The following is a 13,517-nucleotide window of genomic DNA, read 5'->3' as shown; positions in this document are numbered from 1 at the left end:
AATATATGTTAACAGAAATAATATTTACAGGCGCTTTTCCTGTATTGAATTTTAATTTTTTAAAAGAAATTCTTACAGATGCTAAAGAAATACGTTTTAATGATCCTGAAATCAATACCATAAAAGATTTTGATGAAATTATAGCCATCATTAAATCTAGTCTCTATTTTGATTTAGTCATCAATACAGACTTTTTACATATAAGAAATATTATTATTCCTAGAGTATTTATAAATATGGGAAGGGATCATGAAGAAGTTGAAATTTTATTCTTTTTTGATTTAAGAGATTTAAACCTACCTAATATTAAAATGAGTGTTGATTATCTGCAAAACTGGGCAAAAGAATTCCAAGTAGAGAATAATTTTAACTATTTTATTTGTCAGCCTGATAATGCAGCTGCCAATGACTATTATTTTAATATTAGTGGACAAGGGGATTTATATGATAAAATTAAATAGTGATTATAATAGCCACCTGCTGCTCAAAGTCTCTCGACTTTGAGCAGGTAAAAAATCGCCAGCGCATCCCTATCACTTATTTTGACATAAAAACCACTGTAATCACAGTGGTTTTTATTGTATCAAGAACTTCCTTTTTATCTAAATTTCATCCAACATTCATCTTATATACTTAGTTTTATAAGATTGAATATATTTAGAAAGTAGAGTTTATTTCAATAAAACCTGAAGATCAGGGCTTCATTGCTATGGCAAGAAATGTAATTCCAATATTAGTAGATTAAATTATTAAGTTAAAAAGATATCAATAAAAAATTATTATTTCTTACCACTCAAAATTTAAAAATTCCCAATCCAATTGTGTGTCTTTTTAGACAACAAAATGTATAGAATAGTAAACGAATTTAATTAATAAACAAAGCACCTACATTTCTGTAAGTGCTTTGTTAATGTTATTTTACTAAAATATTAAATGTTAATTTCCATCATAGGTTATTACCCAGTTCTTATTTTTCAAATCCTGTAATGTAAGATCATATCGTTTTAAAACGAGATTATTTGCTTTAATATAATCCCATCCCTTCGTATCTAAAGTAAGTCCATCAAAAACATAGACCATCATAACACCGGATGGTATTAAAGAATGATACACATTTTCATACGAAGTTTTAGATGATAATACAGTTTGTGTGGTCTGATCTGCTTCAACCTTATTATATCCTCCCAGCTTAGGGTCGGGAATTTGTTTATACACATCTGTATCAGGATATTCATAGGAACTTACTACATACAACGTTTTATTGGTCTTGTTTACAAACGTTATTACCTGATGGCTGTTTTCAGTGTTGCTATATACACAAGAAACAAACATCATCATTGTACTTAACAGAAGAATAACATTTTTCATAAAGCTTATCATTTATTAATAAAATAATTAGAAACTCCTGAAATCGCATACCCTGAAGTTGCAAATAATACAGCGTCATACCACTTCAGATGAGTAAGATTATTGGACAGGGCCATTTGATTTGAAATATCATTAAAAGATTTAGACCAATCATATCCTACGATTACGTTTCTTCTATCCCAGCCTTTATAATTTTCAACATGCTTATTAAAATAAGTGAAAGCTCTTGAATTAGCATCCTGTTCTGCATAGTGTAAAGTATGCGAGTTTTTGCTTAATGTATCAAAAAAACTTGGTATTGCAAACTTTTGCATATAGAACAGACCAAATTTCTGGCTTTGTAAATAATGTCCGTATTCATGCTGGAATAAACTGTTGTTAGGATCTGCCTGTAAACCTCTGTCACCAATAACAAAATTCCCAAGTGTAAACCCGCCCCAGTTTGGCTTATAAGATTCTACTGCTGTTGCACCATCATAATAAGTAACACTTTTTACTCCTCCGAAGAGATTATAAAATCCTGAGGAAAGGTAGCCCAACATTGACTGATCAGACTCCCATGTAAATCGGCTCAGTATCTGTCCGAAATTACCTTTAAATAAGCCCATATCAATTTTCCAGGCTTTTGAAGTTCTACTGTAATCATAATCATCAAAATTAACGCCATGAGTGAAAATATTTTTAAATGTATCAAAAATAGCAGTAATAAATGAAAACAGTTCTCCACTTGGATCTGTATATGATAACGGATTATTCAGTACATATCCATATCGATTATAATTCTGGGTATTAAAAGGATCCTGAATATAGTTGTCTACAGAAAGGAAGGTATGCAGTTTCGGATCGTACATTCTTCCGTTCATATGTATCAGCCCAACCTGAAAGAAATGTTCATGTCCTGTATAACCACGCTCAATCATTAAATCAGGAGCTTGCTTGCCTAATTTAATTATCTCTCCGTTCTTTTCTAAATAAACAAGGTTTCCCCACGGGTCAAAATGTCTCCGTTCTTCAACATTACCCTTCTTATCCGAAATTGCTAAAATAGTCGACTGGTAATCTCTATGAAGGTAATGTATTCCTTCATTCAATACATCCATATTAATATTAAAATCTTTAATATAAACAGCCGGAGCAGTGTAAGGATCATTAGCAATATAAGTGATGATCCGGGTCCCCAATGCATTAACATTTGGTTTTCCTAAATAATTATAATTAATGATCTCAACAGAGCTGTCGTCAGAATAGATTTTTCCTTTTCCATATACAAAAAAATCAGGATAAAAGTCTTTGTCTGCAGCCGACCTCCTTTGATGGATATTATAATTAAAGTGAACCATTTCGTATCCTTCCTGTTTTATGACAGTCGGCATTCTGTACGAGTTATATTCTACTTCCTGCAGGGGATTTGCACTGTAATAGGCATCACCAGCAGAATTCAGATTAATGGTTTCTTTTCTATATCTGTTAACGCCATTGTATTTGTAGTCACCCACATTACTATTGTTGTCTATTCTTCCGTAGGCATCATAAGTCTGTGATTGTGATCCGTTCGGATAAGTCCAGCCCACAAGTCTTTGCTGATTATCATAATCGAAATTTTCTAACCATCCTCCCTGAATCACAGTACTGTTTCTGTTTTGTAATGTACCGGTCATAGCAGAAAAATTATAAATATTCTCAATAATATTTGCACTTATACTATTATAGTGTTTTATAGAATGAAGATAAAAATTACCATCATATTCATTATTTATTTCTGTTCCATTACCCAACTGAGCATTTAAAATATCTTCTTTTTCATTTGTCTGGTTAAGCTGCCATATCAATTTATCTCCATCGTCTGTAATTTTATATAAAACTCCACAAGATGCATAAAAATTCTTATGCTTAAATTCGCTGGATACAGAATTAACCAATGTCTGGGTAAATTCTTCGCTTATTCTTCCAAAATTATCGTACGAATAATTTTTCTTAAATGTTGCCAAACCATTGTCTTCTTCTTTTTCTGCAAACCTGTAGTAATTATCATACTGGTATTTGAATGTGTTTGGAACACCATTTGAACTTCCCATCTCGGATTCTAGAAGCCCTACCGAATTGTACTTATAATCTGTTTCTATATCTGTAGCATCACCTTCAATTTTCTTATGAATAACCCTTCCAAACTGATCATAAGTGAAAAGTGTTTTTCCTTTAGGATTTTCTTCTTTTAAAATTTGTCCTAAAATATCATATTCATAAGTATAATACCCTCCTACAGCTGGATCATACATTTTTGTTTTTCTTCCCCATCCATCCTGTTCAAAATTGATAACATATCCGCCATAATCTGAATTTTTCAATCCACCATTAGCAAAATATAAATAATTAACAGTTCCGCCGTTATCACTGGATTTGATTTTATTTCCCCAGGCATCGCTAGTTGTGGTCTGTGTTTTTGTTCCTTCAACTACGGTAACATTTAAGCCATTATAGCTTGTGGTTATTATCTTTCCTGTAGGAAAAGTCATTTTTTTGATTCTATTATATTCATCAAATTCACTCACAATCCATTGAGATGGTGTTACTGTAGAAAAATAAGGATTACTTACTCTATAAGGTTTATCAAAAAGATTATAATCTGTCCGTATATCAATCCACTTATTATTTAAGCTCAGCTTTCTTTCCACTCGTTTTCTTCCCCATACATCATTATAAGTTTCACTAATTGCACCAGTAGGTTCAGTAACTTTAATTTTTATTCCATTAGTAAAATCCCCGGATGTAATCCAGTCATAAGTAAAGCTGGTTTCGTTATTATAAATATCCCTTTCTTTTATTTTCTTTTGCCAGCCATCATACTCATAAGACACTGTCTGATTAAGATGATTGGTTTTTGATAATAAAGGTCCGAAAGCAGAATTATAGTTGAATTGGTCTTCAAAACCTAAAATATTGGTAGACTTTACGATAAATCGTCCAGAGGTATCATACTTCATCTTTTCAACCCTCGCAGTCATATTAGGTGCAGACATTGTTTTCTGAATTAAATTTCCATAATTATCATATTGATAATCTTCTGTTATAAAATCTGTAGCATTTCCTTTTTTCTTGAATTGAGAAACCAGATTATTAGCATAAGAAAACGATTGCTCAGTTGAAAATGTTTCGGAACCTAACGTCTGTGTCTCAGTTTTTTTAGTTTGTCTTCCAATAAAATATTGGTTTGAGATTCCTGAAGGGTTGTTATCAAATTCAAAAAGTGTTGTTTTTTCACCACCTGGAGCTACATCTCTGGTCTTTGTAGCGTTATTATAAACATCATAGACATCAAAATATGTGTATTTTGTAACTCCTGTAAGGTTATCAATCTGCTGAACCTCTGTTGGTAAATTGACAAACACTTTATTAGATAGCAATGTTGAAGAGAATGTCTTCCGTGTTTTTGTTACAAAACTTGTGGGAGAATCGAAACTAGGACTTCCATTAATAAGATAGGATTCAATATTAGCTCCACGTTTTTGAGGACTTTGTTTTGACACAGTCCACAATTTTTGAGTTATTGTTCCTCCATACACCGATGAAGTAGCAACACCTTTAAATCCTAAAAAGCCGATTCCTTCAAAATTTACAACGGCTCCCTTATACTTATAATCCTGAATTTTACTTTCCCCGTTGAAACTTTTCGTAACCTGTGCTACTAACTGGGTAGAAAGGGAGTTATTGATGTTTGCATATGGATAAAGTTCTTCCTGATCTTCTACATATACTCCATTTCCATTATCCAACAACGGACTGTAGTTGATTGTCGTTAGGATATCATTTTCTTTTATCCTTTTTAAAGCAACATCTACCCTGTTATCTTTTTTGAAAGACACATATTTAATTTTATCTCCTCCAAAGAATGCATAATCTAAATTCTGGTTGGTAGCAGTTGGATTATTTAAAAAGATCGGAGTCCCTTTATTGGTAGCTCCTCCATTTGTAAAATTATTTTGCCAATTATCAATATAAGCTGAGAATGAAGGAAATCCGTTTGCATCATTACCCATATTATATCTGATACTTCCTTTATCTCTCACAGTAAAATTATCTCCATACTGATTGTAAGGATAATTCCATTGTCCTCCCTGCGGATTATTATAAGGAGTAAGCACATCATGTACAATAGCATCTGCCTTACCATCACCATTGATATCTGAAAATATATAATAAAATACCTGAAGCATATACCCACATAACTGACCTCCGGATCCATTTGGATAACATGTGTTGATAACCTGAGGAGCATAGTAGGTAATACCTGTATTAATATATCCAGGTTGAAAACTTTTCCCGTTGGAAGTCAAAATAATCCAATTTGAGCTTGCGTTAGTATCAGGAGTAATTAAGTCGGTTTTACCATCACCATTGAAGTCGGTTAAATATACTGGCTTGCTTAGTGTATAGAAAGCATTACTGGTTTCATGCAGCAAAGTAAAACTATTGTTTTCAAAACTGAAAACAGAAATTTTCAGATTGTTCATTACATACAGGTCAGATTTCCCATCCCCATTGAAATCAGCTACATACAGCCTAGATGAAGAAGTAATTATATTATTTGATCCAATAAATAATGGATCCTGAATGCCTGTAGTGTTAGCATCAGATTTAAGGAAATAAAAATTAGAAATATTATTATAATTATCCTTTACACAGCACGGATTGCTTCCATCTCCGGGATCAAGAACCGGTCCATTACCACAATCACTCGTTGGATAAGAACTATAATAAGGAAAAGATATGGCTATGATATCAGATACCCCATCCCCATCAAAATCTCCTGAAATATATTTTTTCGGAATTCGTGCATAGATAGGATTATCCATGAAGCATTGATAATTTTCCGCAGTTGGAAAAGTATAAGAATTGGAAAATGCTAAATCTAAAGAATTATATGTTGTATTGGAAATATAGTTATTTACTTTAACAATTTCTTCAGAAGACATCATAGATCCATTGTTGGTAACAGTTGACAATGCATCCAGACCGTAGAATTTATTGTTAGCCAAAACAAGTTTTGTTGAGAAAACATCTGTGAATTTTTCAACATTTATTAAACTACCCGAAATGTTTGACGAAGAATTTAATAAAGTACTTGAATTAAATCGATACAATTTATCTTTAGAACTTGGATAGGTCATAAAATCAATGGCACCATCTTTATCAAAATAACCAGAAACATAGTTCCAGCTTGAATTGTCAAAAGCAGGAGATACACTTGTTAGTGTTCTGGAGTTATTAGTAAGCCCATTAACTGTTGTATCATATTCAAAAATAATAGGAGCAACAGATTCCCCTGCTGAATTAAATTCTTTAATCTGTGTTAATCTTTCGTAATTTAAAGAGGTTACATCATAAGTCAACCCATATTTTCTATACAACAGACCGTTCCCCTTAACCTCAATTCTTTCCAGTTTTTTAGTCAGGTACACAAATTTTGAATCATATACATAATTCTGCTCATTGCGGGAGCTGTTCTGATAATAAAAATTGATCTCGTTAACCGGGGTATATTGCCCTACAGACGGATTTCCTCCATATTTAACCGTTGATAAATAAATGGTATTTGCTCCTTCCTTAGTATAAGCATATTCAATTCTGTTATACTTAACATCATCAATTTGGCTAATCTTCCATTCGAATGAATTTTTGGAATTCGCATCATTTCCATAAAGAGCAACATTTCCATTCGGATAATAAACAATAAAATAGGAAGGTCCATCAGGAGTAGCTCCTTTGGAAATAATTTTTAAATTTGAATAATTTTCTGTTTGATATTCAGCATTATCCCCTCCATAGGTTCCTGTTTTTAAAATAAGTCTCTGACCATCCAAAACAAATCTATCACTGCTATCATAATCAACAGGATCAATCTCTCCATCGTGGAATTTTGTTGAGGATACCCTTGTAATAGAAGATACACCTTGAATATTCCAACCCCAGCCTGCAACCCCGTTGCCCGACTGATTTGAATAATCCAGGGAGATGCTTGGCACCATATCCTTTATACCCGGTAAATTTTTAATAGGGACAGAATAGCTTGCTCCCCCAGCCAACGAAACTGAAAAGTTACCATCAGTTTTTCCAACACCTTGTGATTTTAGAATCAAGGTAAGGAATAAAAATATTAAGAAACTAAATCTTTTTTTCATACTGTATTAGTGTTTTAATATTTTATAAGTTAACTTTTCTCCGTTCGTCAGATGAAATACGACAACATACATACCTATAGGCTCATTGGACAAATCAATAATCGCCTTCATCTGACCCCTTTTAAATTCCAAAGGTCTGATTTGTGTAAAATTATAAGCAACATATTCCATTTTTTGAATTAACAGATCTGTCTCTTCAGACCAAACAAGCGTCACCTTATCCTTAGTGGGATTGGGGTATATTTTAACTTCTGATGGTTTTTGAGAAACTTCTGCAATAGGATTACTTCTCGCTACAGCGGATTTTATCAAAGGAGTACATCCATTACAATATTTTCTGACGACCTGGTTCCCGCCTGAATCATATTTGAACGTTAAAGTTTGAGAATGGAAAAACTGAAATGCCAGAACAGCAAAACTGATCAAAAATTTAGCTTTTTTCATGATTATTAGTATTATGGTTGATTTCAAAATTAACAAATATTATAAACAAAACAATATTTTATTGATAATATTTAATACAAAATCCAATTTTACTAACAATTCATCACAACAAGGGAATTCAATATAATAAATGTATAAAAGGATCCAAAGCTCAGAAAGCAAAGTCTCCTGACTTTGAGCTGATAAAAAAAGGCTGTCACATTTCTGAAACAGCCTCTTTATTATATAAGATTAAAAAAATTAAACCAGATCAAATCTATCCAGATTCATCACCTTCGTCCAGGCCTTAACAAAATCATTGATAAATTTACCCTGTGCATCTGCACTTCCGTAAACTTCAGCAATTGCTCTCAACTCAGAATTGGATCCGAATACAAGATCTGCACGGGTAGCCGTCCATTTTGGCTGGCCTGTTTTACGGTCTGTTCCCATATACACTTCTTTATCGTCTGACATTGCTTTCCATTGGGTTCCCATATCCAAAAGATTCACAAAGAAATCATTGGTAAGAGCTCCAGGACGGCTGGTGAATACACCATGTTTTGAACCGTCAAAATTAGTATCCAAAGCACGCATACCTCCTACCAATACTGTTAATTCTGGTGCAGTAAGCGTTAACAACTGAGCTTTATCAATTAATAAAGATTCTGTAGAAACCGTGAATTTTGTTTTCAGATAATTACGGAATCCATCTGCTGCAGGCTCTAAATATCCCATAGATTCTACATCTGTTTGCTCCTGAGAAGCATCCATTCTTCCTGGTGCAAAAGAAACTTTCACTTCATGTCCTGCATTTTTTGCGGCTGCTTCTACTGCTGCATTTCCTGCTAAAACAATTAAATCCGCTAAAGATATTTTCTTACCATCGTTTTGAGAGTTGAATTCATTTTGAATACCTTCCAATACTCCCAACACTTTTTGTAATTGTGCCGGATTATTTACTGCCCAGTTCCTTTGTGGTTCTAATCTTACTCTTGAACCATTCGCTCCACCTCTCTTATCACTTCCTCTGAAAGTAGATGCAGAAGCCCACGCTGTTGAAACCAGTTCGGAAATACTTAATCCCGAGTTCAGAACTTTAGCTTTAAGAGTTTCAGCATCAGAATCATTTACCAATTCATGGTTTACTTCAGGAATAGGATCCTGCCAGATTAGTTCTTCCTGAGGCACATCCGGTCCTAAATAACGGGCGCGAGGTCCCATATCTCTGTGCGTAAGTTTAAACCACGCTCTTGCAAAAGCATCTGCAAACGCGTCCGGATTTTCATAAAAATGTCTTGAAATTTTTTCGTAAACAGGATCTAATCTTAAAGAAAGATCTGTTGTCAGCATTGTTGGTCTATGCTTTTTATTAGAATCAAATGCGTCAGGAATAATTTCAGCGCCCTCCTTTGCTACCCATTGGTGAGCTCCGGCAGGGCTTTTCGTTAGTTCCCATTCATTTTCAAATAAGTTCTTAAAGAAATAATTGCTCCATTGTGTTGGAGTTTCTGTCCAGGTTACTTCCAGTCCACTGGAAATGGCATCTCTTCCGCTTCCGGATTTATAGCTGCTCGCCCATCCCAGACCCTGTAGTTCAATTCCGGCTGCTTCCGGTTCTTTACCAACATGATCGGCAGGTCCTGCACCATGGGTTTTTCCAAAAGTATGTCCACCTGCAATTAAAGCAACGGTTTCCTCATCATTCATCGCCATACGTCCGAAAGTATCTCTGATATCTTTAGCCGCTGCAATCGGATCAGGATTTCCGTCCGGTCCTTCAGGGTTTACATAAATTAATCCCATCTGCACTGCTGCCAATGGATTTTCAAGGTTTCTTGAATGAATATCTCCATCTGCTTTTTCATCAGTAGGAAGAACGGCAGAATGACCTTCCACTACTCCTTCAGAACCATGAGCATAACGTAGATCTCCGCCTAACCATGTTTTTTCTGATCCCCAATATACATCGGCATCCGGTTCCCACACATCTGCACGTCCACCTGCAAATCCAAAAGTTTTGAATCCCATAGATTCAAGGGCAATATTTCCTGTAAGAATTAAAAGGTCTGCCCAGGATATATTTCTACCGTATTTTTGTTTAATAGGCCACAACAGTCTTCTTGCTTTATCAAGGCTTACGTTATCCGGCCAGCTGTTCAGTGGTGCAAAACGCTGTTGCCCCGCTCCTGCTCCACCTCTACCGTCTCCTACACGGTATGTTCCGGCACTGTGCCATGCCATACGGATAAATAATGGTCCATAATGGCCAAAATCTGCCGGCCACCAGTCCTGTGAATCTGTCATTAAAGCATGAAGATCTTTTTTTACCGCCTCAAGATCAAGGCCTTTAAATGCTTCTGCGTAATCAAAGTCTTTATCCATTGGATCAGACAGTGATGAATGCTGGCGCAGAAGATCTACTCTTAACTGATCCGGCCACCAATCTTTATTCTGAGTACCTTCGCCTGCTACACTCTTCTTCATTGTTCCGTTATGAAACGGGCATTTACTGATGTCATTCAAATCTTTTTCCATTGTCGTTTATTTATTTTTTATATTGATTAATACAGTTTAAGTAATTCCTATGTTGTAAGGACATGACAAACTTACAACGTTCGTTCAATAAATACAATCTATTAATAATTATTTCAATGATAGTTAAAAACTATAAAGAAACATTTCCGACAGCATCAAAACTAGAGACACAATTGTGGTATTAAGTTAGTCATTTTTTAAATCCATTTGGCACCCTCCCCTCTATTTAGAATAACTCAATGTAAGGAATATGGGTTGGAAGAAGGAAGTTGGAGACGGGAAGTTATGATGGACAGGAAATAGCTTTAGGAAACTTATTTAAACTTAGACGAATAGAAAAAAGAAAATATTTCTACTATGTCTTCCAATACTTCCAGCTTCCATCTCCCAGCTTCCGACCATTGCATAAAAAAAATTAACTACCTTTATAATTCACAAACATGAATCTCTTTTCCCATGAAAAAAATACTTATTATCATTCTTGTAGCTTTTGTTATCATTCAGTTTTTCCCTATTGATAAGACCAACCCGCGTCCTACACCAGGGATGGATTTTCTGAAAATAAAAAACACTCCTGAAAAAGTAGCCAAGATCATCAGGACATCATGCTATGACTGCCATTCCAATGAGACCAAATATCCCTGGTATGCAGATATTTCACCTGCATCATGGTATGTAAAAAATCATATTAATGAAGGCAGAAAACATCTTAATTTCTCTACCTTTGCAGTATATGAACCTCAAAGGCAGCTTCGTAAACTGGAAGAATGTATAGAAATGGTTGAAAAAAAAGAAATGCCACTTGAATCATATTATCTTGGACATCAGGATGCCAAACTGACTGACGAGCAACGTAAAGATCTTGTTAAGTATTTCAAACAGGCCAAAGAGGATACAGAAAGAAGGATCATGTTTAATAAATAGAAATCGTGGAAAACTGGGAAAACAAACATATTGTATTTTTTGACGGAGATTGTGGTGTCTGCAATTTCTGGGTTCAATGGATTCTGGAAAGGGATACAAAAGACCAATTTATGTTTGCCTCACTTCAATCTGAATTCGGGCAGCAGTTTTTATCGGAAAGAGGCTTGGAAACTAAAGTTTTTAATACTTTATACCTTTGGAAACCGAAACAGTATTACTTCATAAAATCAAGAGCTGTTCTTCAAATTGCCAATATTTTAGGTGGAATCTATAAACTTTCAGCTGTAGGTAAAATTATACCCGGTTTTCTGAGTGACAAAGCATATGATATGATTGCAAGAAACAGAATGAAACTGGCTAATCAAAAATGTTTTCTTCCGGATCAGCATCAGAAGAAAAAATTCATTCAGGTTTAATTTCCCACAGATTTCACAGATCTACACAGATGTTTATGCTGTAGATAAAAGATCTGCGTTATCAGCAAAATCTGCGAGAGATTATATTATTCATTATTTTTTTTGAGTTCAAAATCCGCTACTCATTACTCATAAATTAAGCGACCACACAGAATAACTATTCGGCGGGCACTGAATTTTCACCCTTTTATCCCCCTGAGTTGTCGGATACCAGCTTGAATGTCCGGTAAAATCTTTAATCTGCTGATTACTCCAATTGGTATCAATCCATCTTTCCTGCCAATTTGATGATGTATTGATATAAACTACAAGCCCGGGATTTCCGTTATATCCATTACGTCTTGCAATGTATTCATCGTTATCCGTATATAAAATAGAAGTGGTTCCTGTAGCTTTATTGTTATGAATCCAGATCAGATTGTTCAGTCTTTCCTTGTTTAACCATTCTTCATAGTCTCTATAAAATATAGTAGGATACCCTTCATGAGTTAGAATGTAAGCATAGGCCGGCATTTTATTGTAGATAACATCTGTATCATGGTTGGCAACAAAAGTTACAGCTTTGTATGGATTTCTTTTCCACATCATATCATCATTCAGTACATTCAGGTTTCCGTTATCAAAAGCTTCATCCATTTTATAATAGGCAGCGAAATCAAATACGGAACTGTTGGCATTATTAGCCCACCATTCTAAGGTATTGACATTGGAATCCCACAATTCACCTACAGAAAAACCACCTACTTTAGAATTCCAGGTATTGACTACCCACGGCCCGAACCCTTTCACATAATCGAATCTCCAGCCATCAAATTTCATTACATTTTTATAATATTTTGCGACTGAATCATCCCTTCCCCACAGCCAGTCCTGTACATGAGGGTTTGCATGGCACAAGTCCGGAAACCCGCCAAAAGCACCTTCATCATTATTTCCGTAGGAATTTTTATAAAAGTCATTATAATTTCTCTGAAATTTTCCTGAAGCTACTCCGGAAAAATTAGTCCAGGTATTGGTTCCCGTAAACGGATTGGCTTCAGACTGCCCACCACTGTTATGATTAATCACAATATCAGCATATACCTGCATATTTTCTGCATGGGCTTTTGTAATCAAAGCTTCCAGTTCTGTTCTTGATCCGAATCGGGTTTCTGTACTTCCATTCTGATTGAAATTTCCGAAATCATAATAATCAGTAGGATCATATCCCATGGAATAAGCTCCGTTTTGAGCTTTTGAAGCTGGTGGAAGCCATACCGCTCCAATTCCTGCATCAGACCATGCTGTTAATTTATCTTTAACGGTATTCCACCAATTTCCTCCATCGGGAACATCCCAGTAAAATCCCTGCATCAGAACACTTCCACCCGGGCCGGCTACAAATTTCCCATTCATTGATCCGGAATCTCTTCCTGTACTGAATGGTCTCCCGTCATGCTGGGTAACATTTACTATTTTATCATGTACCTCTTCCTTCTTCACGGATTCCGTACTCAATTCATCGTTATTCTGGCATGAACTAACAAGCGCTAAAGCCAGTAGAGAAAGAATAAAATGTGTTTTTTTCATTGGAATATTTAATTATCAAAATATTAACTAATTTACATTTTTATTAAAAACAAATTCAAAATAAGGAGAAATATTTTAAATTTAAATAATAATTCAATCAGAA

Annotated in this window: 8 protein-coding genes; 3 read left to right on the top strand and 5 right to left on the bottom strand. The window is 34.7% G+C overall.

Annotated features, from left to right (window positions below):
• Positions 1–5: 5 nt before the first annotated feature.
• On the top strand, positions 6–461 hold the full coding sequence (locus BOQ64_RS07755; RefSeq protein WP_129054745.1) for a hypothetical protein: 456 nt from the start codon (positions 6–8) through the stop codon (positions 459–461).
• A gap of 475 nt (positions 462–936) precedes the next feature.
• Here BOQ64_RS07755 and BOQ64_RS07750 read toward each other — a convergent pair whose 3' ends face one another.
• The 4 genes from BOQ64_RS07750 to katG form a co-directional block, all read right to left on the bottom strand.
• Positions 937–1,368 carry a hypothetical protein gene (locus BOQ64_RS07750; RefSeq protein WP_129054743.1) on the bottom strand — a complete coding sequence of 144 codons (432 nt, stop codon included), beginning with the start codon at positions 1,366–1,368 and terminating at the stop codon, positions 937–939.
• Positions 1,369–1,376: 8 nt separating this feature from the next.
• On the bottom strand, positions 1,377–7,544 hold the full coding sequence (locus tag BOQ64_RS07745) for an RHS repeat-associated core domain-containing protein (protein ID WP_129059677.1): 6,168 nt from the start codon (positions 7,542–7,544) through the stop codon (positions 1,377–1,379).
• A gap of 6 nt (positions 7,545–7,550) precedes the next feature.
• The gene (locus BOQ64_RS07740; RefSeq protein ID WP_129054739.1) at positions 7,551–7,988 is read right to left on the bottom strand and encodes a T9SS type A sorting domain-containing protein; all 438 of its coding nucleotides are present in this window, start codon (positions 7,986–7,988) and stop codon (positions 7,551–7,553) included.
• A gap of 240 nt (positions 7,989–8,228) precedes the next feature.
• A complete protein-coding gene (gene katG, locus BOQ64_RS07735; protein ID WP_129054737.1) occupies positions 8,229–10,505 on the bottom strand; it encodes a catalase/peroxidase HPI in 2,277 nt (758 codons plus the stop codon).
• A 456-nt stretch (positions 10,506–10,961) separates the two neighbouring features.
• Here katG and BOQ64_RS07730 point away from each other — a divergent pair, with 456 nt between their 5' ends.
• Together BOQ64_RS07730 and BOQ64_RS07725 are read left to right on the top strand one after the other, a co-directional pair.
• Positions 10,962–11,429, top strand: a complete 468-nt coding sequence (locus BOQ64_RS07730) for a heme-binding domain-containing protein (RefSeq protein ID WP_129054735.1) — start codon at positions 10,962–10,964, stop codon at positions 11,427–11,429.
• A 5-nt stretch (positions 11,430–11,434) separates the two neighbouring features.
• Positions 11,435–11,845 carry a thiol-disulfide oxidoreductase DCC family protein gene (locus BOQ64_RS07725; RefSeq protein ID WP_129054733.1) on the top strand — a complete coding sequence of 137 codons (411 nt, stop codon included), beginning with the start codon at positions 11,435–11,437 and terminating at the stop codon, positions 11,843–11,845.
• A gap of 129 nt (positions 11,846–11,974) precedes the next feature.
• On the opposite strand, the gene BOQ64_RS07720 is transcribed toward BOQ64_RS07725, so the two are convergent.
• Entirely contained in the window at positions 11,975–13,414 is a 1,440-nt protein-coding gene (locus BOQ64_RS07720; RefSeq protein ID WP_129054731.1) for an alpha-amylase, read from the bottom strand.
• Positions 13,415–13,517 lie beyond the last annotated feature (103 nt).

This window comes from Chryseobacterium sp. CH25 (genome assembly GCF_004119455.1).
Classification (GTDB): Bacteria; Bacteroidota; Bacteroidia; order Flavobacteriales; family Weeksellaceae; genus Chryseobacterium.
This window is presented reverse-complemented; position numbering and strand designations above follow the sequence as displayed.

Coding starts and splice junctions, on each gene's coding strand:
- BOQ64_RS07720 (WP_129054731.1), bottom strand. CDS start 13,414: ATGAAAAAAACACATTTTATTCTTTCTCTACTGGCTTTAGCGCTTGTT.
- katG (WP_129054737.1), bottom strand. CDS start 10,505: ATGGAAAAAGATTTGAATGACATCAGTAAATGCCCGTTTCATAACGGA.
- BOQ64_RS07740 (WP_129054739.1), bottom strand. CDS start 7,988: ATGAAAAAAGCTAAATTTTTGATCAGTTTTGCTGTTCTGGCATTTCAG.
- BOQ64_RS07755 (WP_129054745.1), top strand. CDS start 6: ATGTTAACAGAAATAATATTTACAGGCGCTTTTCCTGTATTGAATTTT.
- BOQ64_RS07730 (WP_129054735.1), top strand. CDS start 10,962: ATGAAAAAAATACTTATTATCATTCTTGTAGCTTTTGTTATCATTCAG.
- BOQ64_RS07750 (WP_129054743.1), bottom strand. CDS start 1,368: ATGAAAAATGTTATTCTTCTGTTAAGTACAATGATGATGTTTGTTTCT.
- BOQ64_RS07745 (WP_129059677.1), bottom strand. CDS start 7,544: ATGAAAAAAAGATTTAGTTTCTTAATATTTTTATTCCTTACCTTGATT.